Here is a 26,787-nt window from a genome sequence, read left to right as displayed (position 1 = left end):
CGCCAGCACCGCACCCAGCATCGACAGCCAGATGAACAGGGTCGAGGCCAGTTCATCCGACCAGATCAGCGGATCGTGCAGCGCGTAGCGGTAGAACACGCCGGTCAGCAGCACCGCCGTTTCCACCACCACCAGTGCCGCCGCCACCGCGCCGACCACATGCATGACGCTGCGATTGACGCCCGCCAGCAGACGCGCCAGCGGATTGTGCGGCGCCGCTGCGGGAGACATTCTCACTTCGCTCATCGTTGCGTCCCTCATGGCAACCTCCTCATCGCAGCCCCCATTTACGCCAGCTTCCCGGTGTATTTCTCAAGCACGGTCCAGGCTTCGTCGCCGAACTTCTTGTGCCATTCGGCATAGAAACCGGCGCTGCGCAGCTTGGCGCGGAAGGCTTCGTTGTCGGTGTCGTTGAACTGCAGGCCCTTGCCCTTCATGTCGGCCACCAGCGAATCGTTCAGTGCGCGCGTGTCGGCGCGTTGCTTCACGCCGGCTTTGTTGACGTTGCGCGTGACGATGTCCTGCAGATCCTTGGGCAGGCGCTCGAAGGACTTCTTGTTGGCCAGGAACCAGAAACCGTCCCACATGTGGTTGGTCACCGAGCAGTACTTCTGCACTTCGTACAACTTCGCAGTGGAAATGATCGCCAGCGGGTTTTCCTGGCCTTCGACGATCTTGGTCTGCAGCGCCGAATAGACTTCGGCGAAATTGATGCTGGCCGGCGCGGAGTCGAACGCGCGGAACATCGAGGTCCACAGCGGGCTCGGCGGCACGCGCAGCTTCATGCCCTTCAAGTCTTCCGGCTTGGCGATCGGACGGGTGCTGTTGGTGATCTGGCGGTAGCCGTTGTCCCAGATTTTTTCAAACGCGAACAAGGTGGATTTGGATTCGATCTGCTTGCGCACATGCGCGCCCAGCTCGCCGTCCATCGCCGCCCACACCTGGTTGTAATCCTTGAAGGCGAAACCGACGCCGCTGATTTGCGCGGCAGGCACCAGCGTGCCCAGGATCAGCGGCGACAGGGTGAAGAAATCGACCGCGCCAGAGCGCACCTGGCCCAGGGTGTCGGTGTCGTTGCCTAACTGGTTGTTCGGATAGACCTGCAGGTCAATGCGGCCCTTGGATTCGGTCGCGATCTTGGCGGCCATTTCCTTGGCGCGGATGTTCATCGGATGCGTCGCCGGCAAGTTGTTGGCGTATTTCAACGTGAACTCGGCGGCATGCGCCTGGGTTGCAACCATGCCGCTCGCCGCAGCGGCGGAGGCGATGGAAACGGTCTTCAAAAAACGACGGCGAGTGAAAGTGCCAGTTGGGTTGCCCATCTGTTTGTCTCCTGATTTTAGTTTTGGTAAAAATGTTGCCGATACAAATCTGTTCAGCACTGACCATGCCTGAGCAATTTGGATGCCAAGCCGGCCGGATGCTTGCCGGCCGCTTGCCGTCCTCGCTGCGAACCGGCATTGCAAACACATTCTCTTCGATAACCGCGTCATTGGACAAGGGATGTCGCGTACTTAGAGAGTGTTTATTTTTCTGCGACACCTGTCGCACGGATTAAACAGTTGTCGGTCATCGACCATCCCGCAACGCAGCAAATTCAAGTCTGGCGCAACGTGCTATCGTTGCCGCAGCATCGCCTGCAAGCGCTCCCGGCAGAGGAAAAACATTCCTGCCGGCACAATAAAACGCCGAGCCGGAGACCGCCGCGGACCAAAAGCATCGTGGCACCGTTTTTGCATATTGAGGCTCTGAAAAATTCACTTTCAAGGAATCCACATGACTGCTCCCTCCCCCTGCATCACTGGCTGGAACCACTCGCAATTCGGCAAACTCGATGGCATCGATCCCGAAATCCTGATCGGCCAGGTCGCCAAGGCGGCCATCGAACACGCCGGGCTGACGCCGGAAGACATCGGTTCGATCCATATCGGCACCTTCAACGGCGGCTTCCTGTACCAGGACTTTCCGTCGTCGCTGGTGTTCAATACTCTTCCCGGCCTGCGCTTCAAGCCGGCGGTGCGCGTCGAAAACGCCTGCGCCACCGGCTCGGCCGCGATCCACTCGGGCATGCAATCGATCTTGTCGGGCCAGGCCAAGCATGCGCTGGTGATCGGCTTTGAAAAGATGACCGAACTGACCACGCCGCAAGTCGGCGAAGTCTTGCTCAAGTGCTGCTACGCCAAGGAAGAAGCCGGCATCCCGGGCGGCTTTGCCGGCGTGTTCGGCAAGATCGCACAAGCCTACTTCGACCGCTACGGCGACCAGTCGGACGCGCTGGCCGCCATTGCCGCCAAGAATCACAAGAACGGCATGAGCAATCCTTACGCCCATATGCGCAAGGATTTCGGCTTCGACTTCTGCCGCAACGTCTCGGAAAAGAATCCCTTCGTCGCCGGTCCCTTGAAGCGCACCGACTGCTCGCTGATCTCCGACGGCGCCGCCGCGCTGATCCTGAGCGCCGCCGATGTCGCCAAGGCCATGCCGCGCGCCGTGCAGTTCCGCGCCGCCGTCCATGTCAACGATTTCCTGCCGCTGTCGCGCCGCGACCCGACCCGCTTCGAAGCCGGCACGCTGGCATGGCAGCAGGCATTGAAGCAGGCCGATCTGAAATTGCTCGACCTGTCGCTGGTCGAAACCCACGACTGCTTCACCATCGCCGAACTGCTGGAGTATGAAGCGATGGGCCTGGCGGAACCCGGCCAGGGCGCACGCGCCATCCTCGACGGCGTCACCGCCAAGAATGGACGCCTGCCGGTCAATCCATCGGGCGGCCTGAAATCCAAGGGCCATCCGGTCGGTGCCACCGGCGTGTCGATGCACGTGATGGCGGCAATGCAGGCCAGCCATGACGCCGGCGACATGCAGATCCCGAATGCGCGCTATGCCGGCGTATTCAACATGGGTGGTGCGGCCGTGGCGAATTACGTCAGCATTCTGGAACGCGTGCATTGATCAATCACGTCCCAAACCATCTATGTCATTCCAGCGAACGCTGGAATCCAGTGTCGTGACAACGGTCGATGACGACACTGGGTCCCAGCCTCCGCTGGGACGACGGCAGTAAATGCAACAGGTATTGGCAGCAATATCGATTCACATAAAAAAATACACACGAGCGAGACGATGTTAAAAAAAGTAATGAACCTGGGGCGCCTTCTATCCGATGTCGCCCGCCGCTTTCCCGACGAACCGGGCCTGATCGTCGGCGACGGCACGCCGGATGGCAAAGGCGACAAAATCGCCACCTGGAAACAGATCAACGACCGCGTCGACACGGTCGCCCACGCGCTGCAAAAACTGGGCGTGAAAAAAGGCGACAAGATGCTGGTCCACTCCCGCAACAACCAGCAGATTGTTGAAAGCGCCTGGGCGGCCTTCAAGCTGGGCATGGTCTGGGTCCCGACCAACGTGCGCATCACGCCGCCGGAAGCGGCCTATCTCGGCCAGTCCAGCGGCGCCAGCGTGATGCTGTACGACCGTGGGTTCGCCAACTACGTCGACGCCGTCAGGGAAGTGTCCCCCGCGCTCAAGCACGTCATCGCGCTGCAAGATCCGCGCGCCGGCGAACTCGATTACGAAACCCTGGCGACACCGGCAGGCACGCATCTCTCCTTCGATGAAGTCGAAGTCGATTACGAAGATCCGCTATGGTTCTTCTACACTTCCGGCACCACCGGCCACTCGAAGGCCGGCATGCTGTCGCACGGGCAGATGGCCTTCGTCGTCACCAACCACCTCGCGGATCTATTGCCCGGCCTGACGCATCAATCGCGCTCGCTGGTGGTCGCGCCGCTATCGCACGGCGCCGGCATCCACGCCGTGGTCAACACCGCGCGCGGCGCCGCCAGCATTTTGCTGTCGACCGAACGTCTGGTGCCGGAAGAAGCCTGGCAACTGGTGCAGCGCCATCGCGTCGACAACATGTTCACCGTGCCGACCATCGTCAAGATCCTCACCGAAGACGCTTCGGTCGACCGCTACGATCACAGCTCCCTGAAACATGTCATCTACGCCGGTGCGCCGATGTACCGCGCCGATCAGGTATACGCGCTGAAGAAGCTCGGCAAGGTGCTGGTGCAATATTACGGCCTCGGCGAAGTGACCGGCAACATCACTTTCCTGCCGCCCTACATGCATGAAGAAGACGACGCCCATCCGAAGGCGCGCGTCGGCTCTTGCGGCATGCCGCGCACCGGCATGGAAATCGCCATCCTCGACGATGGCGGCAACAAGCTCAAGGCCTTCGAGACCGGCGAAATCTGCGTGCGCGGCCCGGCGGTGTTCATGGGCTATCACAACAATCCGGACGCCAATGCCAAGGCCTTCAAGGGCGACTGGTTCCACACCGGCGACCTCGGCCACGTCGATCACGACGGCTTCCTCTACATCACCGGTCGCTCGTCGGACATGTACATCTCGGGCGGCTCCAACGTCTATCCGCGCGAGATCGAAGAAGCGCTGCTGACCCACCCATCCGTGTCGGAAGTCGCCGTGCTCGGCGTGCCCGATCCCAAGTGGGGCGAAAGCGGCATCGCCGTCATCGTCGCCAAATCCGGCCAGCAAGCCGACGGCGATGCACTGCTGTCGCATCTGGAAAGCCGCATCGCCAAATACAAATGGCCGCGCCGCTTCGTGTTCTGGGAGACCATGCCGAAATCCGGCTATGGAAAAATCGTCAAGAAGCAGATCAAAAGTCTGCTCGAGGAGAAAGGTGACTATCGCTTATGAAAATTTTCAACAAATCCGCCGAAGGCCATCCGGGATTTGTCGAGGTACGCAAGTTTCTTCACTCCGGCCAGCAGAGCTACCCGCGCACGCTGGATCTGGAAGCCAATCCGGCGGAAGAACTGCGCATCACCTTGCAGCCCGGGAGCAAAGTCGGCCAAGCTTTGCGTGAGGTGTTGCAGCGTTACGGCCAGCGCGGGGGCGTCGGCCGCATATGCGGCGGCACCGCGCGCAAGCTGCATTACCATCGCATCGAAAACACCCGCGACGCCAGCCGTCCGTATGATTACGGTCCGCCGCATGTACTCGAAGGCGTGATCACCTTCGTCACCGGTGCGATCACCGTTGGCCAGAACCAGGAAGGAAAAGTATTGTTGCATTGCCACGCCGGTTTTCTCGACGGCGACGGCACGATACACGGCGGGCATTTATTGCTCGATACGGTGGAAGTGGGCGACGATCCGCTCATCATCCGCCTGTGCCTGTTTTCCCAGGGCGCCTTCGTCGTCAACAGCGATGAAGAGACGCTATTCAGTCTATTGCATCCGACACCCATGGAATCATGATGACGACATCAACGCTTATAAAAAACACAGAGACACACACCAACGACAACGACATTCAGGTAGAGGAAGGCACACTGGGGAAACTGGTGATGGCGCGCCTCAAACCCAACCAGGACCTTACCGAAAGCGTGGAAGCACTCTGCCGTCAATACGGCATGCAGACCGCCATCGTGCGCGGCGCGATCGGCAGCCTGATCGATGCGCACCTGGAATATGCGACGCCCAACGGTTCGCGGGAGATGGAAATCAACGGGCCGGGGGTTGAGATCCTCAACGTCTTCGGCGAGATCGGTTTCAATGGCGGCAAACCGCATGCCAATCCTTTGCAGGGTGTGGTGGCGGATGTGGAGGGGAAGATTTTTGCAGGGCGCTTTGTGCGGGGGGCGAATCTGTCGTTCATCACGATAGAGATTACCTTGCAGGAGTGGATTCCCAAGCAGGCGCAGCAGGTTTTGCACGCTTGATTTTTGGTTGCCGACTTGCGTTGGCTTGGTTGATGAGGGCGGCTCTCTTTTGGGGCCGCTTTTTTTTTGATGTAATCTTTTCAATCAACCTGCTTATGTGAATTCGTCTTTTCTTTCTTCGATCAACCCTGCCGGGGGTAACCCGGCGGCTACTCACTTTCTTTGGCTCGCCAAAGAAAGTAAGCAAAGAAAGGTTGGAGCACTGCTCCAACACAGGCTGAGTCGTAGCCCCCTTCGGGGGTTCCCGGCGCCAGCAGGTGAAAATCGGGAAGGGAAAACAACTCGCTACGCTCAGACATTTTTCCCTTCTTAATCCGATTTTCACCTGCTGACACCGGCTACTCCCAAGCAGACTTCGAGACTGGCTCGCTGCGCATCGCCAGGGTACAGAGGTGGTTGAATCCTCTTTAGCCTCATTTACTTCGTCGTTCCAACGAAAGTTGGAACCCAGCGTCGTGAAGACGGTTGAGTGACGCACTGACGCCACTGGGTCCCAGCGTTCGCTGGGACGACGGACTAATTAATTACGACAGAGCGTGAAAATCACGACGCCGCAGGCGACTGATTTCTGGCGAAGCGAGCCAGTCTGGCCGTTCCGCTTGGAGCCAGCCGGTGCTGCGATGCGAAAAATGGATTAAGAAGGAAAAATGTCTGAGCGAAGCGAGTTTTTTTCCTTCCCATTTTTTGCTTCGCAGCGCCGGGCACCCCGAAGGGGCTGGATCCCGCGGTCGCCTTCTTTTGCTTACTTTTCTTGGCGAGACAAGAAAAGTGAGCGGCTGCCGGGCCGCCCCCGGCAATCCCGGTCGTCCCAAGAAAGAACAGCAGAAGTTACAGCAAACGGCAAGTCGGAACAGCTTACGAAGCAGCCAACGCCGCATCCAACAACTCAATCCAATGCTTAACCGGCGTATCAGTGCCCGACTGCAAATGCGTCAGGCATCCGATATTCCCCGAAACAATCATGTCAGGCTGCGTAGCCTGCAAATTACCAAGCTTGTTATCGCGCAAACGATAAGACAGCTCCGGCTGCAACACCGAATACGTCCCCGCCGACCCGCAGCACAGATGACTGTCGGCGCACAGCTTCACATCCACGCCGGCGCTGCCAAGAATCTGCTCCACCTTCCCGCGAATCTTCTGCCCGTGCTGCAAAGTGCAAGGCGGATGATAGACAACGCGCTTGTTGATCTTGCCCTTGAGCTTGCCCGCCAGTTCCACTTCAAAGTCCGGCAGGATCTCGCTGATGTCGCGTGTGAGTTGCGCAATCCGATGCGCCTTGGCGGCATAGGAAGCGTCGTGCTGCAGCAGATGCCCGTATTCCTTGACGGTGGCGCCGCAACCGGAAGCATTCATCACGATCGCCTCGACCGTGAACCCGGCCGAGCCATCCACATACGGCCACCACGCATCGATGTTGCGACGCATGTCGTTGAGCCCGCCATCCTGGTCGTTCAGGTGATGACGGATGGCGCCGCAGCAGCCGGCCTTGGGCGGCACGATCAACTCGACGCCGAGCGCATCGAGCACGCGCGCGGTTGAACTGTTGATGTTGGGCGACATGGCCGGTTGCACGCAGCCGTCGAGCATCAGCATCTTGCGCGCATGGGTGCGCGTCGGCCATTGCCCGGCCTCCTGTTTGGGCGGCACCTTGTTCTGCAGTTTTTGCGGCAGCAGCGGACGCACCAGTTGTCCCGCCTTCATCGCGGGATTGAACAACCATTTGTTCGGCAGCAGCGTCTTGAGCGTGGTGCGCACGATACGTTGGCCCACCGGACGCGGCACCTGGTCCTCGACCACCTTGCGGCCGATGTCGACCAGGCGGCCGTATTGCACGCCGGATGGGCACGTCGACTCGCAGCTGCGGCAGGTCAGGCAACGGTCCAGGTGCGACTGCGTGGCAGCCGTGGCCGGCTTGCCTTCGAGCACCTGCTTGATCAGGTAGATACGACCGCGCGGACCGTCGAGTTCGTCGCCCAGCAATTGATAGGTCGGGCAGGTCGCGGTGCAGAATCCGCAATGCACGCAGGTGCGTAGGATGGCATCGGCTTCCTTGCCTTCATGGGTGTCGCGGATGAAATCGGCCAGATTGGTTTGCATAGTAGGGTCTGCTAACAGTTAATTTACGAGTGCGAACGTGCGGCAGGCGTTGGCTGCCTAGGCGCGGCGACGCGACATAGCGGTGCTATGGCAAGGAGCCGCAACAACGGCAGGCGACGCCTGCAGCCGTTCCCGAAGGGTTCCAATCAGAAAGCGCGCTGGCGGCGTTGCATGGCTAGCAGGTGGGCCCACCACCTGCTACGCCACGCGCCTTGCCAACACGCTTTCTGCTTGGAACGCATCTCGCAAATTAACTGTTAGCAGCCCCTAAAAGTCCGGGTACATGCGGCCGGGATTGAAGATGCCGGACGGGTCGAAGGAAGCTTTCAGGTTGCGATGGATCTTGGCGACCGCGGGTGCGAGCGGATGGAACACGCCGACGCGCTTGTCGCCGCCGCGATACAGGCTGGCGTGGCCGCCTGCCGCCATCGCCGCTGCACGGATTGCCGAGGCATCGTCGCCGCCGCGATACCAGCGCTGCGCGCCGCCCCATTCGATCAGTTGAACGCCGTTGAGCGCCAGCGGCTGCGCCACGGACGGCAAAGAGACGCGCCATAGCGGCGCATCCACGTCGGCAAAGAATGCATGGCTTTGCTCGCGCAGGTCGTGCCAGAAATCGTCGCCGTTGGTCAGTTCGGTGCCGCCCAGTTTTTTCTCGGCGGCATCGACCGCCGCCTGCGCCCCCGACAAGCGTATCGTCAGCACACCGTTGACCCAGGCGCTGGCCGATATCGGCAAAGGCTGGCCGCCCCACTCGTTGAGCAGGCGGATGGCGTTGGCCTCGTCGACTTCGAACACGCGCGTGCGGCTGGCGAAGGGTTGGGGCAACACTTTCAGCGACACCTGCAGGATCAGTCCGAGCGTACCGAGGGAGCCGGTCAGCAGGCGCGAGACGTCGTAACCGGCGACGTTCTTCATGACCTGTCCGCCGAAATGCAGAACCTGCCCCTGCGCGTCCATCAGGTCGGCGCCCAGCACGAAGTCGCGCACCGATCCGCTGAACTGGCGGCCCGGTCCGGACAATCCTGCCGCGACCATGCCGCCGACGGTTGATGTGCCGCCCGATAGAGTGAAACGCGGCGGCTCAAACGCCAGCACCTGGTTATTGGCCGCCAGCGCGGCATCTATCTCGGACAGCGAGGTGCCGCAGCGCGCGGTGATCACGAGTTCGGTCGGCTCGTAGTCGACGATGCCGGTGTAAGGACGCGTGTCGAGCACTTCGCCGCGCAGTTCCTGGCCGTACCAGTCCTTGGTGCCGCCGCCGCGAATCTGCAGCGGCGTGCCGCTCTTCGTGGCCGCAGCGATGCGCTCTCTGAATACTTGCAATGGTTCGGTCATCGTCAGAATCTCGGCAAATCGGGGAATTTGATCTGGCCGCGCTGCACATGCATCTTGCCGTATTCGGCACAGCGATGCAGCGACGGAATGGCCTTGTCGGGGTTGAGCAGGAAGGCGGTGTCGAAGGCGCGCTTGACCTTGAAGAAGGCTTCGCGTTCTTCCGGCGAAAACTGCACGCACATGGAATTGATCTTTTCGATGCCCACGCCGTGCTCGCCGGTGATGGTGCCGCCGACTTCGACGCACAGTTCAAGGATCTCGGCGCCGAACAGTTCGGCGCGATGGAATTCGTCCGCGAGGTTGGCATCGAACAGAATCAGCGGATGCAGATTGCCGTCGCCGGCATGGAAAACGTTGGCGCAGCGCAGGCCGTACTTGCCTTCCATCCTGGCAATGCCGAGCAAGACTTCGGCCAGCTTCTTGCGCGGGATGGTGCCGTCCATGCAGTAATAGTCCGGCGAGATGCGGCCTGCCGCCGGGAAGGCGTTCTTGCGGCCCGACCAGAAGCGCAGGCGTTCAGCTTCGGACTGCGAGACGGCGATGGCGGTGGCGCCGCTGGCGTTGAGCACTTCACTCATGCGGCCGATTTCTTCCTCGACTTCTTCCGTGGTGCCGTCCGATTCGCACAGCAGGATCGCTTCGGCATCGACATCGTAACCAGCCTTGACGAAAGGCTCGACCATGCGCGAACTGGTCTTGTCCATCATTTCCAGACCGGCCGGGATGATGCCGGCGGCGATGACGTTGGCGACGGCGTTGCCGCCCTTCACCACGTCGTCGAACGAGGCCATGATCACGCGCGCCTGTTGCGGCTTGGGCACGAGCTTGACGGTGACTTCGGTGACGATGCCGAGCATGCCTTCCGAACCGATGAAGACCGCCAGCAGGTCGAGTCCGGGCGCATCGAGTCCGGCGTTGCCGAGTTCGACGACATCGCCTTCGATGGTGACCATGCGCACGCGCAGGACATTGTGGACGGTCAGGCCGTATTTGAGGCAATGCACGCCGCCGGAGTTTTCGGCGACGTTGCCGCCGATGGTGCAGGCGATCTGCGACGACGGATCTGGCGCATAGTACAGACCGCAGGGCGCCGCCGCCTCGGAAATCGCCAGGTTGCGCACGCCCGGCTGCACGATGGCGGTGCGCGCATACTTGTCCATGCTGACGATCTTGTTGAACTTGGCGGTCGACACCACCACGCCGTCGGCAATCGGCATGGCGCCGCCGGACAGGCCGGTGCCTGCGCCGCGCGGCACGATCTGCACCTTCAGTGCGTGGCAGGTCTTGAGGATGGCGACGACCTGGGCTTCATTCTCGGGCAGCACCACGACCATCGGCAACTGGCGATAGGCGGCAAGGCCGTCGCATTCATAGGGGCGGGTGTCTTCTTCGTCGAACAGCACGCAATGCGGCGGCACCGCCGCTTTCAGCGCGGCGACGACCTCGCGCTGGCGGGCGGGAGAAAATAAGGGGGCAACAGGGGCGTTCATGCGTGACCTCGTTTGGCTTTGGGCTGGGACAGCGATGACGGATGAATTGTTTTCTGCCAGCTTATGGCGCTGGTTTTGAAATGCTTGTCTCGCTATTGTCTTCGCAATGCCTGAAGTGTAGCGAATTTCGGCTCTGGATAGCGAAAAGCGTGATGAGTACACACTGAAAAGAATTCACTGCGCTCGATGAACAACTTTCAGGGACCTGAAGGTAGCCCATCTTCTCCGTCGTCTCGGCGAACGCTGGGATCCAGTGTCGTTACGCAGGCCATCAGGCAGGCCCACGTTTCACGCCGCCGGGTCCTGACTTTCGTCAGGACGACGGGGAATGGCAGCTCAGGATTGAGGGAATAATTGACTTTTAGATATTTTTGAACGCGTTCTGCAGCCAATCGATGAATGCATCCACCTCCGGCCGCTCGCGGACCTGCCGCTCATACACCACATAATAGGCATGCGGCGGCGTGCGCAGGCGCACGTCGAACAGTTCGACGATCTCGCCCCGCGCCAGCAGGTCTTCGGCGAAATGCTGGCGCGTGAGGCCGACGCCGTAGCCATGCCGCACCGATTCGAGCAGCAAGCCGAGGTCGTCGACGCGCAGGCCGGCGGACGGTTCCGGCCAATCCTTGAGGCCGGCGGCTTCGAACCACGGCTGCCAGGGCTCCAGCGCCGAGCGCAGCAGGTTGGCGTGCTGCAAATCCTGAGGCGTCTTCAGCGGCGGGACGGTCTTGAGGTAGGAAGGGCTGGCGACGGCGAAGGCCGGTTCTTCGAACAGTTTTGCGGTGACAATATTGGGATAGTTGCCGGCGCCGAAGCGGATTTCGACATCGCTCTCCGACAGGCTCAGGTCGTACAGCGGCACCGACAGGTACAGTTCGACGATGATGTCGGGATGGAGCCGGATGAATTCGGCGATGCGCGGCACCAGCAGATGACGGGCGAAGGTCGGCGGCAGCATGATCTTGACCTTGGGCTGCACCGCGGCATTGCGATGCGGCATCGGGAAATCGGTCAGCGTGCGCAACGCCGAACGCACCACGTCGAGATAGCGGCGGCCGAACTCCGACAGGCCGATGGAACGGCCGTCGCGGTAAAATAGGCGCTCGCCGACGAAGTCTTCCAGCAGGCGAATCCGGTGCGACAGGGCCGACGGCGTGATGCAGAGTTCTTCCGCCGCGACGGCGAAGGAGTTGTGACGCGCCGCCGCTTCAAATGCGGAAAGGGCATGGACGGGAGGAAGGCGTGTTGCCATGTCTTGTTTTACCTGCGGTGATGGTCCGCAACGCCGGGTTCCTGACGCGGCGTTGCGGCGGACTGCCTGATGATTGGAAATTGACGGATCAAACGATTACCAGCGAACGATCTTGCCGGGATTCATGATGTTCTTCGGATCCAGCGCATGCTTGATCGAGCGCATCACGTCGATGGCGCCGGCGCCGTGCTCCTGCACCAGGAAATCCATCTTGTGCAGGCCCACGCCATGTTCGCCGGTGCAGGTGCCATCCATCGCGATCGCGCGCGCCACCATGCGTTCGTTGACGCCCTCCGCGCGCGCAATGTCGGCCGGATCGTTGGGATCGACCATCATCTGCACATGGAAGTTGCCGTCTCCGACATGGCCGATGATGGCGTGGATCAGGCCGTTGGCTTCGCAATCGGCCTTGGTCTCCAGCACGCATTCGGCCAACCGCGAAATCGGCACGCAGCAATCCGTGGAAATAGCCCGTGCGCCGTGGCGCAATTGCAGGATCGCGAAATAGGCATTGTGACGCGCGGCCCACAGGCGCGAGCGGTCTTCCGGACGCGTGGCCCATTCGAAGCCGCGCGCGTGGTTGTCGTTGGCGATGTCCTGTACGATTTCAGCCTGTTCCTTGACGCCGTTTTCGCTGCCGTGGAATTCAAACAGCAACAGCGGATTTTCCGGCAGCGTCATCTTGTCGTGGGCGTTGATGGCCTTGACGCCGTTCTCGTCGAGCAGCTCGACGCGCGCCAGCGGCACGCCGACCTGGATGGCCTGGATCACGGTGTTGACGGCATCGGCTACGCTCGGGAAAGAACAGATCGCGGCGGACACGGCCTCAGGTTGCGGATACAGGCGCACGGTGACTTCGGTGATGATGCCGAGCGTGCCTTCGCTGCCGACGAAGACGCGCGTCAGATCGTAGCCGGCCGAGGACTTCTTGGCGCGCGTGCCGGTCTTGATGATGTTGCCGTCGGCGGTGACCACGGTCAGCGTCAGCGTGTTCTCGCGCATGGTGCCGTAGCGCACGGCGTTGGTGCCGGAAGCGCGGGTCGAGGCCATGCCGCCGATGGAGGCGTCGGCGCCCGGATCGATCGGGAAGAACAGGCCGCTGTCCTTGATTTCCTGATTGAGCTGCTTGCGCGTCACGCCGGCCTGCACGGTGGCGGTCAGGTCTTCGGCATTGACGGCCAGCACCCGGTTCATGTGCGACAGGTCGATGGTGATGCCGCCTTGCAGCGCGAGCACGTGGCCTTCCAGCGAGGTGCCGGTGCCGTAAGGAATGACGGGGATCAGGTGTTCGCCGCACGCCTTGATGACGGCGGCGACTTCCTCGGTGGTATGGGCGAACACCACGGCGTCGGGCAGCATCGGATCGTAGGAGGATTCGTCGCGGCCGTGATGCTCGCGCATGGCCTGCGTCGTGGAAAAGCGATTTCCCAGCAGGGCCTGCAATGCATTCTGCAGCGCTGCGGGAAGCGGCTTGCGCAGTTTCTGCGCATCAACGATGTGATTCATTGTCTGTCTCTCTGTATTGGAATGTGACGAAACGCATGTTGCGCCGCACGCTGACTGCGTCTCGGGTTATTTCTTCGTCAAAACCGCCGTCGATTTTACTCCCTTGCCGCCAACATATTTTATATTTGTCTGACAACTTTGGCTTTGGAGAAAGTTTTTCGTCTATGCTTAGACTTCAATTTCAACCGCCATCGCAACGAATCTCATGGGCAATCGACTTTCAAAAATCGCGACGCGCACCGGCGACGACGGCAGTACAGGACTCGGCGACGGCAGCCGCACGGCCAAGGATGCTCCGCGCATTCATGCGCTGGGCGAGGTGGATGAACTGAATGCGCATATCGGCTTGCTGTTGTGCGAAGACCTGCCGGCGTCCCTGCGCACGGAACTGCTGGAAATCCAGCACGACCTGTTCGATCTCGGCGGCGAACTCTGCATTCCGGGCTACAGTCTGATCGCCGAAGCGCAAGTTGAACGGCTGGATCAATTGCTGGAGAAGTACAACGCCGATCTGCCGCCGCTCAAGGAATTCATCCTGCCCGGCGGTTCGCGCGCGGCGGCGCAGATGCACGTCTGCCGCACCGTGTGCCGGCGCGCCGAACGCGCCGTGGTGAGCCTGGCGCATACCGAAGCGGTCAACCGGCAGCCGCTCCAGTACCTGAATCGTTTGTCGGATCTGTGCTTCGTGCTGTCGCGCGTGCTCAACCGCTACGTCGGCGATAGCGACGTACTGTGGCAAAAAGATCGGGCGAAAAAATAGACGAAAGTGGCGTCAATAAAAAAGCAGCATAAGCCGAATGCCGCCCAGTTAAGTTTAAAAGGCTCCTTACCGCACGTCAGTCCATTACAACTGCCGTCCTGACGAAAGTCAGGACCCAGCGTTCGCTGGGACGACGACTGGGAAAATTGGTTTAACTGAACAGCATTAGCGGCATGAGCCGCTCTTTTTACTTGACCGCCGCGCTTCCTCAGCCGTTGTTGACCACCAGGCGCGGCTGGTCCTTGCCGAAGCGTTGCTCGATCGACGCCGCAATACCGGCGCCGTCGAGGCCGCAACTCGCCAGCAATTGGCCCGCGTCGCCATGGTCGATGAAGCGATCCGGCAAACCCAGGAGCAGGATCGGTTTGACGATGCCGGCAGCGGCCAGGGCTTCCGCCACCGCAGCGCCGGCGCCGCCCATGATGCAGCCTTCTTCGACGGTCACCAGCGCATCATGGCTGGCGGCCAGTTGCTTGACCAGTTCCACGTCCAGCGGCTTGATGAAGCGCATGTTGGCGACGGTCGCATTCAGTTTGTCGCCGGCCTCCAGCGCCGGGGCAACCATGGTGCCGAAAGCCAGGATTGCGATGCCCTTGCCTGTCCGCCGTACTTCTCCCTTGCCGAGCGGGATGGTCGTCAAGGTCTTTTCAACCGCTGCGCCGGTGCCGGAACCGCGCGGATAACGCACGGACGCTGGTCCCTTGTAAGCGAAGGCCGTCGACAGCATCTGGCGGCATTCGTTTTCATCCGACGCGGCCATGACGACCATGTTGGGAATGCAGCGCAAAAAGGCCATGTCGTAATTGCCGGCGTGGGTGGCGCCGTCGGCGCCGACCAGGCCGGCGCGGTCCAGCGCGAACGTCACGTCGAGGTTTTGCAATGCGACATCGTGGATCAGTTGATCGTAGGCGCGCTGCAGGAAGGTGGAATAAATCGCCACGACCGGCTTCAGACCTTCGCACGCCATGCCGGCGGCAAAAGTCACCGCGTGCTGCTCGGCGATGCCGACGTCGTAGTAGCGGTCGGGGAATTGCTGCTCGAACCTCACCATGCCAGAACCTTCGCGCATGGCCGGAGTGATGCCAACCAGCGTCTTGTCCTGCTGCGCCATGTCGCACAGCCAGTCGCCGAACACTTGCGTGTAGGTCAGCTTGCTGGCGGCGGCCGGCTTGATGCCTTCGGCCGGATTGAATTTGCCGGGGCCGTGGTACAACACCGGATCGGCTTCGGCCAGCTTGTAGCCCTGGCCCTTTTTGGTCACCACATGCAGGAATTGCGGGCCCTTGAGGTTCTTCAGGTTTTGCAGCGTCGGGACCAGCGAATCGAGGTCGTGGCCGTCGATCGGGCCGATGTAGTTGAAACCGAATTCCTCGAACATGGTGGCCGGCACGATCATGCCCTTGGCGTGCTCTTCAAGGCGCTTGGCCAACTCCAGCATCGGCGCCGGCAGCATCGACTTGCCGACGTTCTTGGCCTTGGCGTAGAACTGCCCGGACATCAGGCGCGCCAGATAGCGGTTGAGCGCGCCGACCGGCGGCGAGATCGACATATCGTTGTCGTTGAGGATCACCAGCAGGTTGATGTCTTCGCAAATGCCCGCATTGTTCAACGCTTCGAAAGCCATGCCGGCGGTCATCGCGCCGTCGCCGATCACGGCGATGGCATGGCGATCCTCGCCCTTGGTCCTGGCCGCCAGCGCCATGCCCAGCGCAGCGGAAATCGACGTCGACGAGTGCGCTGTGCCGAAGGTGTCGTATTCGCTTTCGGCGCGGCGCGGAAAGCCGGAGATGCCGTTGAACTGGCGCAGCGTCGACATCTGGTCGCGACGGCCGGTAAGGATCTTGTGCGGATAAGTCTGATGGCCGACGTCCCAGACGATGCGGTCTTCCGGCGTGTTGAACACGTAATGCAAGGCAATGGTCAGCTCGACCGTGCCGAGGTTGGAGGAGAGATGTCCGCCGGTCTTCGACACGGAATCGAGGACGAAAGCGCGCAACTCGTCGGCCAGCGGCTTCAACTGGGTGCGCTGGAGTTGCCGCAGGTCGGCTGGACTGTTTATCGTATTAAGCATTGCTGAGTCTTATCACCGTTAATTTGATCTTTTGCGATCATGGCCTCGCAGTAAGATCGTGGGCAGGTTCTTATGCCTTGCGTTGCACGATCAGGTCGGCAAGCTCATGCAGGCGCCGCGCCCTGTCGCCGAATTGTTCCAGCGCCTTATGCGCATCGCTGCGCAGTTTTTCCGCCAGTGCCTGCGATTCGCCGAGGCCGAGTATCGACACGTAGGTCGGCTTGTTGTCGGCGGCATCCTTGCCCGCGGTCTTGCCGAGCGTGGCGGAGTCGGCGGTTGCATCGAGAATGTCGTCGACCACCTGGAACGCCAGGCTGATCGGACAGGAATAGGCTTCCAGTCCTGCCTGCTCGGCCAGCGACAGGGATTTTCCGCTGCACGCCCCGAGCATGATGGAAGCGCGCAGCAGCGCCCCTGTTTTGAGTCGGTGCATCTGTTCCAGTTCCGCCAGCGATAACGTCATGCCGACGCTGGCCAGGTCAATGGCCTGGCCGCCGCACATGCCGGAGGAACCGGCAGCTTCCGCCAGCAGGCGCAACATCTTCAACTGGCGCGCGGCGTACTGTTCATCGTCGCCTCCGGACAGTACGGCAAACGCCTGCGCCTGCAGCGCGTCGCCGACCAGCAAGGCAGTCGGTTCGTCATATTTGACATGGACGGTCGGCTTGCCGCGGCGCATTGCATCGTCGTCCATGCAGGGCATGTCGTCATGCACCAGCGAGTAGACATGGATCATTTCCACTGCTGCTGCAGCGCGCGCCAGCAGTTGCTCCGGCGCATCGAACAATTCGCCGGCGGCATAGACCAGCAAAGGCCGCACGCGCTTGCCGCCGTCGAGCGAGGTATAGCGCATGGCCTGGTGCAGGCGGGCGGGCATTTCCGTGACCGGGGGCAAGTAGGCGTCGAGCGTGGCTTCCATGCCCGCCTGGATATGTTGCATCCAATCAAGAAATGATGAGGCATCCCCTGTCCGTGCATTCATTCGTTCTCCTCCGGCATATCGCCGGCGAGCGGCTTGAGCATGTCGCCTTCGAGCACCTTGACCTGGCTGTCGACCTTGTCCAGTTGCGCCGAGCAGAACTTGACCAGTTCCGCGCCGCGCTTGTATGCCGCGACCGAAGCTTCCAGCGGCAATTCTCCTGCTTCCATCTGGATGACCAGTTGTTCGAGCTCTTCCATCGCCTCTTCGAAAGAGGCGGGCTGGCTGGCTTTGACGGGATTCTTTGGCATAGTGGCTGATTTCGGATATAGCCCGTTATTTTAGTGCAATCCGTTACAGATAGGCGGTTAAACGCGAATCTTCCGCGGCTTCATGCTGTCAAACGTCCCTGAACAATGGGTTTTATGGCATAATCTCGAGTTCTGTCCAAAATTTCCTCTTCATATTATTTGAACATAGGTTTTTGCGGATTCTTTCTCTCTTAGGTTGGTGCAAATTAATTTGGGGGCGGAGATGTCCGATCTTGCTACTTTTGCCAAACTGGCACGCTCAAACGCGCAGTTACCGGTTGACGTCTATTTTGACGAGGCGCTTTCCAAGCGCGAAATTCACCAGTTATTCCATAAAGGCCCGCGCTACGTCGGCCATGAATTGATGGTGCCCAATGTCGGCGATTATGCGACGCTGCCATGGGAAAACGAAGGTCGTATGCTGGTGCGCAACGCGCAGGGCATCGAGTTGATTTCCAACGTCTGTCGCCACCGTCAAGCCAAAATGCTCGACGGTCGCGGCAACGCGCGCAATATCGTCTGCCCGTTGCATCGCTGGACCTACGACCTCAAGGGCGAACTGATCGGCGCGCCGCATTTCGGCGAGACGCCCTGCCTGAACCTGTCGAATACGCCATTGCAGAACTGGAACGGCCTGCTGTTCGAGAACGGCGGCAAAAACGGCATCGACGTCGCCGAGCAGTTGCAGCAACTCGGCGTCACGGAGGATCTGGATTTCTCCGGCTACCTGTTCGACCACGTCGAAGTGCACGAATGCGATTACAACTGGAAGACTTTCATCGAAGTCTATCTGGAGGACTATCACGTCGAACCCTTCCATCCGGGCCTGGGCAGCTTCGTCAGTTGCGACGACCTGCGTTGGGAGTTCGGCAAGAATTACAGCGTGCAGACCGTGGGCGTGAATCACGGCCTGGCCAAATCCGGTTCGCCGATCTACAAGAAATGGCAGGAACAGGTGCTGCGCTTCGGCAACGGCCAGCCGCCGAAATACGGCGCGATCTGGCTGACCCTGTATCCCAACATCATGGTCGAGTGGTATCCGCACGTGCTGGTGGTGTCGACGCTGTGGCCCAACGGTCCGCAAAAGACCACCAACGTGGTCGAGTTCTACTATCCGGAAGAAATCGCCCTGTTCGAACGCGAGATGGTCGAGGCTGAACGCGCCGCCTATATGGAGACCTGCATCGAGGATGACGAGATCGCCCTGCGCATGGATGCAGGTCGGCGTATACTGATGCAACGCGGCACCAGCGAAGTCGGTCCGTACCAGTCCCCCATGGAAGACGGCATGCAGCATTTCCATGAATGGTACCGGTCGCAGATCGAGGTGCAGCAAAACTGATCCACCACCGGAGGAAAGCATGCAAAAGTCGCTGAATACCCGATGTATCCGAAGTAACGGTAAAACACCAGACGATTTCTGCAGCGCCTCCGAATAAAGACGTATCCGAAGGCAGCGCCGGCTCCAGCTTGCGCTGCCTGTTTTTTTGTCCAGCTTTTTACCCGTTACGAGTTCTTGTCATGCAATCCCTCTGGATGGTTGTTGCTTCCTTGTTGTTTTCCGTCATGGGCGTCTGCGTCAAACTGTCGGCCGATTACTATTCCACCGCCGAAGTGGTGCTGTGCCGCGGCCTGATCGGCGTCGCCTTCATCTACGGCCTGATCCGCGTGCGCGGCGGCACGCTCAGGACGCCTTACCCGCGCGACCACATCATCCGCGGCGGCATCGGCGTGATTTCGCTATGGCTGTGGTTCTATTCGTTCAGCCTGCTGCCGGTGGCCACCGCCACCACGCTCAACTACATGTCGTCGATCTGGATTGCCGCGATGCTGTTCGGCGCTGCCTGGTGGCAAGGCAAGAAACGTTTTGAGTGGGGCCTGGCCGGCACTGTGCTGCTGAGCTTCGTCGGCGTGGCGATGCTGCTGCGCCCCTCGATCGATTCTGACCAGATGCTCGGTGGACTGATCGCGCTGTTTTCCGGCGTGCTGTCGGCACTGGTGTATCTTCAGGTGCGCAAACTCGGGCTGCTGGGCGAGCCGGAATATCGCGTGGTGTTCTACTTCTCGTTTACCGGCTTGCTGGCCGGCGTGGCCGGCAGCATCGCCATCGGCCGCGTGCCGTTCTGGCACGCGCATACGGCCAAGGGCCTGGCGCTGATCGTCACCGTCGGCCTGACCGCCACGCTGGCGCAAATCGCCATGACGCGCGCCTATCGTCTCGGCAATACGCTGGTCACGGCCAATCTGCAATATACCGGGATCGTGTTCGCCAGCCTGTGGGGCTTGCTGATCTGGAACGACGCGCCGGGATGGATGGGCTGGGCCGGCATCGCCATCATCCTGCTGAGCGGCATCGCTTCCACGTTCTACAATCAACGTTCGCAGCAACATTCCAGGACACCGCCCGCGGTCGATCCGATCGCTACCGAAGTATAGGAAGAACCATGACCTACGCTACCCTGATTTCCGTCGCCGATCTGGCCGCCCATCTCAACGACGCCAACTGGCTGGTGGTCGACTGCCGCCACGACCTGGCAAATCCCGACGCCGGCCGGCAGGCATACAACGCCGGCCATATCCCGCAAGCGCGCTTCGCCCACCTGGACCAAATCCTGTCAGGCGCCAAGACCGGCAGCGACGGCAAGTTCAAGGGCCGCCATCCGTTGCCGCAACGCCAGGATTTCATCGACGCCATGCAGGCGCTGGGCATCAACGCCGGCACGCAAGTGGTGGCCTACGACGCGCACGGCGGCATGTTCGCCGCGCGCCTGTGGTGGCTGCTGCGCTGGGTCGGACATGTGCAGGTTGCGGTGCTGGACGGCGGCTTGCCGGCTTGGCAGGCGCAAGGCGGCCAGTTGTCGACGGAAGCGCCGGCAACCCTGCGCGGCGACCTGCAAGACCAGCCGTCTTTGGTCGGCACCATCGACGCCGACGGCGTGGTCGCCAATCTCGGCAGCAAGGCCATGACGGTGGTCGATGCGCGCGCGGCTGACCGCTATCGCGGCGAAAACGAAACGCTGGACGCCGTCGGCGGCCATATTCCCGGCGCAAAGAACCGCTTCTTCAAGGACAACCTCGGCGCCGACGGCCGCTTCAAATCGCCCGACGCGCTGCGCAGCGAATGGAGTGCGTTGATCGATAATCCGCAAACGGCGATCATGCAATGCGGCTCCGGTGTGACTGCCTGCCACAATCTGCTGGCGCTGGAAGTGGCAGGATTGCCTGGCGCCAGGCTGTATCCGGGTTCATGGAGCGAATGGAGTTCGGATGCGTCACGCCCCGTGGCGACCGGCCCGCAGCCCTGACAACAAGCAAATATGCCGCCCGATGCCGCCGCGTCAATGAGCGTGCGCGTGGCCGGTCAGCACCAGCACGATGACCACGCCCAGGGCGATCAGGATCACTTGCGGAATCGTCTCGCGCAGCGTCGCGCGACGCTGCATTTGCGGCATCAGGTCGCTGACGGCGATGTAGATGAAGCCTGAAGAGGCGAACACCAGCACGTAGGGAATCCATTCCATGCCGCGCTCGAGCATGAAGTAGCCGAGCACGCCGCCCAGTACCGCCATCAGGCTGCATATCAGGTTGTAGGCATAAGCGCGGGCGCGTGAAAAACCGGCGTTGAGCAGCACGATGAAGTCGCCGATCTCTTGCGGGATTTCATGCGCGATGATCGCCAGTCCGGTGACCAGCCCCAGATGCGGATCGGCCAGGAAAGCGGCCGCGATCAGGATGCCGTCGGTGAAATTGTGCATGCCGTCGCCGACCAGGATCATCCAGCCGGCTTTGCCCGCTTCGCGCTTGTCGTGGCCGTGGCGATGGCCGTGTCCGTCTTCTTCGTGATGGTGGGAATGACGCAGGATGGACAGTTTTTCCAACAGGAAAAAAGCCAGCAAGCCGCCCAGCAACACGGCAAACAACATATGCGGCTCAGCCCTGGATTCGAAGGCCTCCGGCAAGGCATGCAGCAGCGAGGTCGACAGCATGATGCCGACCGACAGGCTGACCAGCCGCTCCACCATCTTCGACAGTAGCGCGAACGAGAAGATGGCGGCCGCAGTGATGCTGAATACGCCGGCGATCGTCGTCGCCAGCAGGATGGAAATCAGAGTGGAATTGATGTCAGGCCTCGATCGTCAGATGTAGCGCAGGAAGTGGCAGATTAGACCATAGCTGTTTTTTTTCGGCAAATCAGTCCTCTTCTTCGGAAGGAGGCAGCGGCGCCGGATCGACATGATCGCCTGCGGGCTTGAACAGCACCTCGTCAACGCAAAACTCCGGACGTACGCCGTCGTTCTCGATCAAGCCATGGATCATCTTCAGCAGAACTTCGTCCTGATAAGGCTTGCCAAGGTATTCGTTGATACCGAGCTCCATCGCCCGCTCGCGATGCTTGGCGGCGGTGCGCGAGGTAATCATGATGATCGGCAGCGTCGCCGTGCTGTCTATGTCGCGAATATTGCGAGCCAGGTCGAAACCGTCCATGCGCGGCATTTCGATGTCGAGCAGGACGATATCGGGCCGCATGTTCTGCAACTGATGCAGCGCGTCGACGCCATCGGTCGCCAGCACGACGTGGTAGCCCTCTCGCGTCAACAGCCGGTGCATGACGCGCCTGACAGTGAGCGAGTCGTCCACGACCAGAACCACTTTTTTGCCGGCGCTGTCGTCCGTCGTTTGCGGCGCGACATGACGCAATATTTTTTGATAGCCGTGGCGCTGCGCCAGTTGGATCGGATTGAGGATCAGGACGATGCTGCCGTCGCCCAGCACCGTCGCGCCGACCACGCCGATCATGTTCGCCAGTTGCGGTCCGATGTTCTTGGTCACGACTTCGCGGTTGCCGATGATGTGGTCGACCAGGATGGCGAGGAAATCGTGGCCGCTTTTGACGACCATCACCGGCAACGTGTAGTGCAACGGCACCCCGCGATCGTCGCCGAGCAAGGCCGAAAGATAATGCACCGGCAGCTTGCGGTCCTGCCAGTCCAGCACGCCGTCGCGAAAAACCTGCTCCTGCCTGGCGCCCTTCAGTTGCAGGACCTGCTCCACCAGCAAGGAGGGAATGGCATAGGTCTGTTCCTCCAGTTCGAGCAGCACCACCTGCGCCACCGCCAGCGACAGCGGCAGGTGGATGATGAATTGCGCTCCCTTCCCGGCTACGGTATCGATGCTGATGCGTCCGCCCAGCGAAGCCACTTCGGAACGCACCACGTCCATGCCGACGCCGCGCCCGGCAATGGCGGTGACGTTGCTGCTGGTGGAAAATCCGGGGTGGAAGATGATGCCGGTAAGTTCAGCGTCGGACAGCGGTCGACCCGGATCGATCAGTCCCTGGAGTATCGCTTTTTCGCGGATGCGCCCCAGGTTCAGCCCCTGGCCGTCGTCGGACAGCCGGATCATGGCTTCGTTGCCTTCCTGCTTCACCTCCAGCAGCAGATGGCCGACGGCATCCTTGCCGGCAGCGCGGCGCTGCTCCGCGGTCTCGATGCCGTGCGCAGCGGCATTGCGCAACAGATGTTCAAACGGCCCCACCATTTTTTCCAGGATGCTGCGGTCGAGTTCGACCGCGCCGCCGACGATGTCCAGCTTCAGGTCCTTCCCAGTCTCTTTCGCCATTTGCCGCACCAACCGATATAGACGCTCTTCGACTCCCTTGAATTGCACCATGCGCGCATGCATCAGTTCGCGCTGCATTTCCCGCGTCAGCCGGGTCTGCTGGACCAGGCCGTTTTGCGTGTGATCGACCACATCGAGCAGATTCTTCTGCAGTGACGCAACGTCGTTGACGCTCTCGGCCAGCATGCGCGTGAGTTCCTGCAAGTGTGTGAAACGATCGAACTCGAGTGGATCGAAATGCTGATGCTGCGGCTGCCGCTGATTGGATGCGGTGATCTGGATTTCCGCCTGGATTTCGATCTCGCGCAATTGCGTGCCGAGACGCGCGACGTTGTCGCCCAGATCGGCCAGATAGTCGCGCAAGACGCCGACTTCCGACTCCAGGCCTGAACGCGAAATGGAAATTTCGCCGGCCTGATTGAGCAGGTTGTCCAGAATGCCGGCGCGGATACGCACCAGCGGCGCGGCGCTTGCGGTCTTGGCGGGATCGGCTTCCGGCGCGAACGGCGCTTCGCCGGCTGGTGCAGACTCAGGCTGCGCCAAGGAAGAAGCCGACGTCGTGGCGCCTCCGGCTTGCAGCGCATCGAACAACAGCAAGCCCTGATCGTAACGCGCCAGCAGCTCGTCGATCATCTCGGCCGACGGCACGCCGTCACGCATGATTTCGTCGATACGGCTTTCCAGATCGTGCATGTGCTGCCCGAGACGCATGGCGCCGGCCATGCGCGCGCTGCCCTTGATCGTGTGCAAAGGACGCAGCAGATAATGGATCAGCGACGTGTCGCCGGGCGTCTTCTGTAGTTTGTGCAAGCTTTCGCCGATCTGCGGCAACAGGTCGCGTCCTTCTTCCAGGAAAATATCCAGCAGTTCGGGATCGAGCTTGTCGCCCATGGCGTCGGCTTGCACGCTCACAGGGACGTTGTCGCCGTTCGCCTCGGCGGCATGCTTGCCGTTGGCATCGTGGCGCCGCCGCATCTCCAGGTCGGCCAGCAAGTCGCGCAATTGCACCTGCAGGTCTTCACGCGGCGCCGGCATCCTGCATGCGGCAAACTCCTGTTGCATGGATTGCAGCGAGTGCACCGCCTGCAGCAGGCCGACGCAGGTCGGAGCATCGAGCAAACCCGGATAATTTTCCAGGAACTGCATGATGTCGTCGAGCGGCTGCGCCAATTCCCGCAAAGCAGAGAACCCGACGGAAGCTGAACTGCTTTTGAGAGAATGCGTGGCGCGCAGCGCTTCCGGCGAGATGATCGCGGGAAGCTGCTGCTGCCATTGCGCGATTTCTTCGGCAAGGATGTCCAGCAAATTCTCCGATTCCTCGCTGTAGATCTGATGCAGCCTAGCCGGCAACTCCAGATCGCCGATACGGCAGACGGCGTCGGCAGGCGATGAAAGCGCAGCCTGTGTCTCGGCAGCCGGCTGCGACAGCCTGGACTTTATTTCCTCCGGAGAAAAGGAGAATGCCTCGCCGTGCGCGACACGCTCGGCGGCGGCGATCAGCGCATCCGGCCGTCGCCGCGATTTGCCGTGTTCCCTGATCTCGCGGACCCATGCCGCGATTTCATGCTCGGCATACTCCAGCAAGGCATGGTCGCTGGCATTGCCGGGCCTGCCCGTCGCCTGCCATGCGTTGAGAAAATCTTCCAGGGCCATTGCGCCTTTGCCCAGGGCATTCAATCCCACCATGCGGCCGCTACCTTTGATGGTATGGAATCCCTGGCGCAGCAGGGTGACATGCGCCATGTTTGCCGGTTCTTGGCGCGCCGACGCCAGGGCTACGGCGATCCCGGTCAGCACTTCCAGCGCTTCTGCCAGGAAGACGTCGAGCAACTCAGTGTCGATATCCTCTTCTTCGTCTGCATCGATCGTTGCGGCTGTCGGCGCTATCGCTTGCGAAGACGCCTCGACGGATTGTTCCTCGCCATCGGCGGCAGAGTTTTCCGGCAGCGCCGCTGTGCCCATGCCCTCAGCCTCATCGGCGAGTATGCCTGCATACGGCATTCCCAGTCCCCGGGAACGACGCATGATCGGCAGCGACAGGCTCAATGCGGCGAGATTGTGCGAGAGACGCGACAGCAGCCGAGCCTCCTGATCCGGCACGCCGGGACAAGGCAATCCTCGGATATCGGCGACGCAGGTCTTAAAAAGCGCGGCGACCGCCCCAAGCTGCAGCATTGCCGCGACCGCAGCGAGTCGCGCTGCAATATTTGCCGCTTCCGGTAGATCGGCCGATGCGCCGCTGCCGTCGGCATGGCCTTCCAGCAATGCTTCTATCCTGGCGAGGTCCACCGTCAATTCTTCCATGGCGACGCCCACGGCATCTCGGTGGAACACCGCACCCATTGCGGCGTCGATGCCGCCGGCATCGACTATCGGAACATCTCCCGACAAGGCCGACGTCAGCCGCTGGATGATCGCATTGACCTGATCGGGAAAACATTCCGGCAAATCCCGGATATGCCGCAGGCATTGCTCCAGGAACAGCAAGCCCTTGGCCATTTCAAGGCCGACGGCAATCTGCGGCCCGGCCTGGATGGCGTCGTGCGCCAGATGCGACATGCCGCTCAGCAGTTCGCCGAGCGCCGGCACATCCAGTTCATCGCACAGTGCATTAAGATGCGCCAGTTCGTGCTCGAAGGAAGTCGCCTGGATTGCATCGCCGCCGGCTTCCAGCAATTTTTCCCATGCGCCCTGGACCCGCACCGCCTGCTCCCGGGCTCGCGTCGACAAATTGCCGCGGACATCGCCATAGCGGACGTCCAGGTAATCTTTCTGGCGCAAATCGTGCAAACCATTGGCGGCCTTGATCCGGGCGCTGCCGATGTCGGTAACGGGCGCCAGCGATACGAAAAACAAGGCATCGCGCAGCAAGTGCGCGTCGATGATAACGGCACTGTCAGTTGTGCCGGCCAGACGGCGCAGTTGCAAATTGATTTGTCCGAGAAACTGTTTGACATACTGATCGCCGACGATCTCTCCGTACGCCAAAGCGGCAACTGCCGCCGCCAGGGCGCGCCAGAAAATCCTCACGTTGCCGTCATCCTGCGCACGCGCGATCTGGTCGACAACGGCCTGCATGTCGCGCAAATGCAGGAGGGAAGCATCTGTATCCGTTGCGCGAAAATAAGACAGCAAGCTGCGCTCGAACGCCGCCCGGCATGCCGCGTGGCCAGGAAAGACATCCTCAGCCGCCGTATCGTCGTCATCCGGAAACGACAAGGTCTCAACATCGCGGCGATATGCAAGGACGAGATCCGACGGATGTATCCTTTCCGCACCGCGCAGAACCAGCAAATTCTTGTAGACGCTGAACAAACACAACGGATGCGGGGCAATACTTTCGGCAATGTCGTCAAGATACGCGAGCATGGCCTGACACGCCCGCTGCACCTCGGCTCTGCCCTCAACATCGGTATGTCCGGCGTCGAATACATCCGTCATGGCGGCAATCAATGTCGCCAGCGACATTTCGCCGATAAAGGACAGCGTCTTGGCGCCTTGCAGCAAGGTCTCGCGCGCCTGCGATGCCGACGGATTGTCGCTGTCCAGCACGCGAGCCGCCTCGGCGACGACTTCGGTCAACCCCGGCGCCAGCAGAATCAGGGCAGCAGGATCGGGGCCGGACCGCGGCAGCGCTTCGACGATGGGATCGGTGGTCATGTCGGTGCC

General features: G+C 61.0%; 21 protein-coding genes. 9 read left to right on the top strand and 12 right to left on the bottom strand.

Going from position 1 to position 26,787, the window contains the following annotated elements:
• The coding region (locus RV1423_RS18925; protein WP_373419973.1) for a TRAP transporter small permease subunit at positions 1–261 on the bottom strand (261 nt) is incomplete at its 3' end.
• Between the two features lie 26 nt (positions 262–287).
• Positions 288–1,322 carry a TRAP transporter substrate-binding protein gene (locus RV1423_RS18920; protein ID WP_034299969.1) on the bottom strand — a complete coding sequence of 345 codons (1,035 nt, stop codon included), beginning with the start codon at positions 1,320–1,322 and terminating at the stop codon, positions 288–290.
• A gap of 454 nt (positions 1,323–1,776) precedes the next feature.
• Here RV1423_RS18920 and RV1423_RS18915 point away from each other — a divergent pair, with 454 nt between their 5' ends.
• From RV1423_RS18915 to RV1423_RS18900, 4 genes are all read left to right on the top strand, one after another.
• Positions 1,777–2,952 (top strand): acetyl-CoA acetyltransferase, encoded by a 1,176-nt coding sequence (locus RV1423_RS18915; RefSeq protein ID WP_034299967.1) that lies wholly within the window; start codon positions 1,777–1,779, stop codon positions 2,950–2,952.
• 153 nt (positions 2,953–3,105) lie between these two features.
• Positions 3,106–4,728 carry an acyl-CoA synthetase gene (locus RV1423_RS18910; RefSeq protein ID WP_255344228.1) on the top strand — a complete coding sequence of 541 codons (1,623 nt, stop codon included), beginning with the start codon at positions 3,106–3,108 and terminating at the stop codon, positions 4,726–4,728.
• Entirely contained in the window at positions 4,725–5,291 is a 567-nt protein-coding gene (locus tag RV1423_RS18905) for a PCC domain-containing protein (protein WP_034299963.1), read from the top strand. Before RV1423_RS18910 ends, RV1423_RS18905 begins: the two co-directional genes overlap by 4 nt.
• Positions 5,291–5,755 (top strand): PPC domain-containing DNA-binding protein, encoded by a 465-nt coding sequence (locus RV1423_RS18900; RefSeq protein WP_034299961.1) that lies wholly within the window; start codon positions 5,291–5,293, stop codon positions 5,753–5,755. Before RV1423_RS18905 ends, RV1423_RS18900 begins: the two co-directional genes overlap by 1 nt.
• 855 nt (positions 5,756–6,610) lie before the next feature.
• Here RV1423_RS18900 and glcF read toward each other — a convergent pair.
• The 5 genes from glcF to RV1423_RS18875 all read right to left on the bottom strand — a co-directional run bounded on the left by glcF (position 6,611) and on the right by RV1423_RS18875 (position 13,438).
• Entirely contained in the window at positions 6,611–7,852 is a 1,242-nt protein-coding gene (gene glcF / locus RV1423_RS18895) for a glycolate oxidase subunit GlcF (RefSeq protein ID WP_034299959.1), read from the bottom strand.
• A gap of 267 nt (positions 7,853–8,119) precedes the next feature.
• Positions 8,120–9,190 carry a glycolate oxidase subunit GlcE gene (gene glcE, locus RV1423_RS18890; protein ID WP_034299957.1) on the bottom strand — a complete coding sequence of 357 codons (1,071 nt, stop codon included), beginning with the start codon at positions 9,188–9,190 and terminating at the stop codon, positions 8,120–8,122.
• Between the two features lie 2 nt (positions 9,191–9,192).
• Positions 9,193–10,680 carry an FAD-linked oxidase C-terminal domain-containing protein gene (locus tag RV1423_RS18885; RefSeq protein WP_034299955.1) on the bottom strand — a complete coding sequence of 496 codons (1,488 nt, stop codon included), beginning with the start codon at positions 10,678–10,680 and terminating at the stop codon, positions 9,193–9,195.
• 361 nt (positions 10,681–11,041) lie between these two features.
• Entirely contained in the window at positions 11,042–11,932 is an 891-nt protein-coding gene (locus tag RV1423_RS18880) for a LysR substrate-binding domain-containing protein (RefSeq protein WP_034299953.1), read from the bottom strand.
• A 96-nt stretch (positions 11,933–12,028) separates the two neighbouring features.
• Complete coding sequence (locus RV1423_RS18875) at positions 12,029–13,438, bottom strand: FAD-binding oxidoreductase (RefSeq protein ID WP_034299951.1); 1,410 nt, start codon at positions 13,436–13,438, stop codon at positions 12,029–12,031.
• A 205-nt stretch (positions 13,439–13,643) separates the two neighbouring features.
• Here RV1423_RS18875 and RV1423_RS18870 point away from each other — a divergent pair, with 205 nt between their 5' ends.
• The gene (locus tag RV1423_RS18870) at positions 13,644–14,198 is read left to right on the top strand and encodes a cob(I)yrinic acid a,c-diamide adenosyltransferase (protein ID WP_034299949.1); all 555 of its coding nucleotides are present in this window, start codon (positions 13,644–13,646) and stop codon (positions 14,196–14,198) included.
• Positions 14,199–14,406: 208 nt separating this feature from the next.
• Here RV1423_RS18870 and dxs read toward each other — a convergent pair whose 3' ends face one another.
• From dxs to RV1423_RS18855, 3 genes are all read right to left on the bottom strand, one after another.
• Positions 14,407–16,269, bottom strand: a complete 1,863-nt coding sequence (gene dxs / locus RV1423_RS18865) for a 1-deoxy-D-xylulose-5-phosphate synthase (protein ID WP_034299946.1) — start codon at positions 16,267–16,269, stop codon at positions 14,407–14,409.
• A gap of 70 nt (positions 16,270–16,339) precedes the next feature.
• The gene (locus RV1423_RS18860) at positions 16,340–17,251 is read right to left on the bottom strand and encodes a polyprenyl synthetase family protein (RefSeq protein WP_034299944.1); all 912 of its coding nucleotides are present in this window, start codon (positions 17,249–17,251) and stop codon (positions 16,340–16,342) included.
• Entirely contained in the window at positions 17,248–17,499 is a 252-nt protein-coding gene (locus RV1423_RS18855) for an exodeoxyribonuclease VII small subunit (RefSeq protein ID WP_034299943.1), read from the bottom strand. The genes RV1423_RS18860 and RV1423_RS18855 overlap by 4 nt, the downstream gene beginning before the upstream one ends.
• 223 nt (positions 17,500–17,722) lie before the next feature.
• Between RV1423_RS18855 and RV1423_RS18850 the strand changes: the two genes are divergently transcribed.
• The 3 genes from RV1423_RS18850 to RV1423_RS18840 all read left to right on the top strand — a co-directional run bounded on the left by RV1423_RS18850 (position 17,723) and on the right by RV1423_RS18840 (position 20,804).
• Positions 17,723–18,841: an aromatic ring-hydroxylating dioxygenase subunit alpha gene (locus tag RV1423_RS18850; protein ID WP_034299941.1), complete on the top strand. Its 1,119-nt coding sequence runs from the start codon at positions 17,723–17,725 to the stop codon at positions 18,839–18,841.
• Between the two features lie 179 nt (positions 18,842–19,020).
• Positions 19,021–19,935 carry a DMT family transporter gene (locus RV1423_RS18845; RefSeq protein ID WP_034299939.1) on the top strand — a complete coding sequence of 305 codons (915 nt, stop codon included), beginning with the start codon at positions 19,021–19,023 and terminating at the stop codon, positions 19,933–19,935.
• 8 nt (positions 19,936–19,943) lie between these two features.
• The gene (locus RV1423_RS18840) at positions 19,944–20,804 is read left to right on the top strand and encodes a sulfurtransferase (RefSeq protein ID WP_034299937.1); all 861 of its coding nucleotides are present in this window, start codon (positions 19,944–19,946) and stop codon (positions 20,802–20,804) included.
• Between the two features lie 33 nt (positions 20,805–20,837).
• Here RV1423_RS18840 and RV1423_RS18835 read toward each other — a convergent pair whose 3' ends face one another.
• Entirely contained in the window at positions 20,838–21,563 is a 726-nt protein-coding gene (locus RV1423_RS18835; protein WP_231502361.1) for a ZIP family metal transporter, read from the bottom strand.
• Here RV1423_RS18835 and RV1423_RS30660 point away from each other — a divergent pair.
• The gene (locus tag RV1423_RS30660; RefSeq protein WP_231502357.1) at positions 21,484–21,645 is read left to right on the top strand and encodes a hypothetical protein; all 162 of its coding nucleotides are present in this window, start codon (positions 21,484–21,486) and stop codon (positions 21,643–21,645) included. The genes RV1423_RS18835 and RV1423_RS30660 overlap by 80 nt on opposite strands.
• A 45-nt stretch (positions 21,646–21,690) precedes the next feature.
• On the opposite strand, the gene RV1423_RS18830 is transcribed toward RV1423_RS30660, so the two are convergent.
• Positions 21,691–26,778: an Hpt domain-containing protein gene (locus tag RV1423_RS18830; RefSeq protein ID WP_155835161.1), complete on the bottom strand. Its 5,088-nt coding sequence runs from the start codon at positions 26,776–26,778 to the stop codon at positions 21,691–21,693.
• Positions 26,779–26,787: the final 9 nt, after the last annotated feature.

It is taken from the genome of Herbaspirillum sp. RV1423 (genome assembly GCF_000577615.1).
Lineage (GTDB): Bacteria > Pseudomonadota > Gammaproteobacteria > Burkholderiales > Burkholderiaceae_D > Herbaspirillum.
Note: the sequence above shows the minus strand (reverse complement) of the source record. Positions and strands in the feature narration are given on the sequence as shown.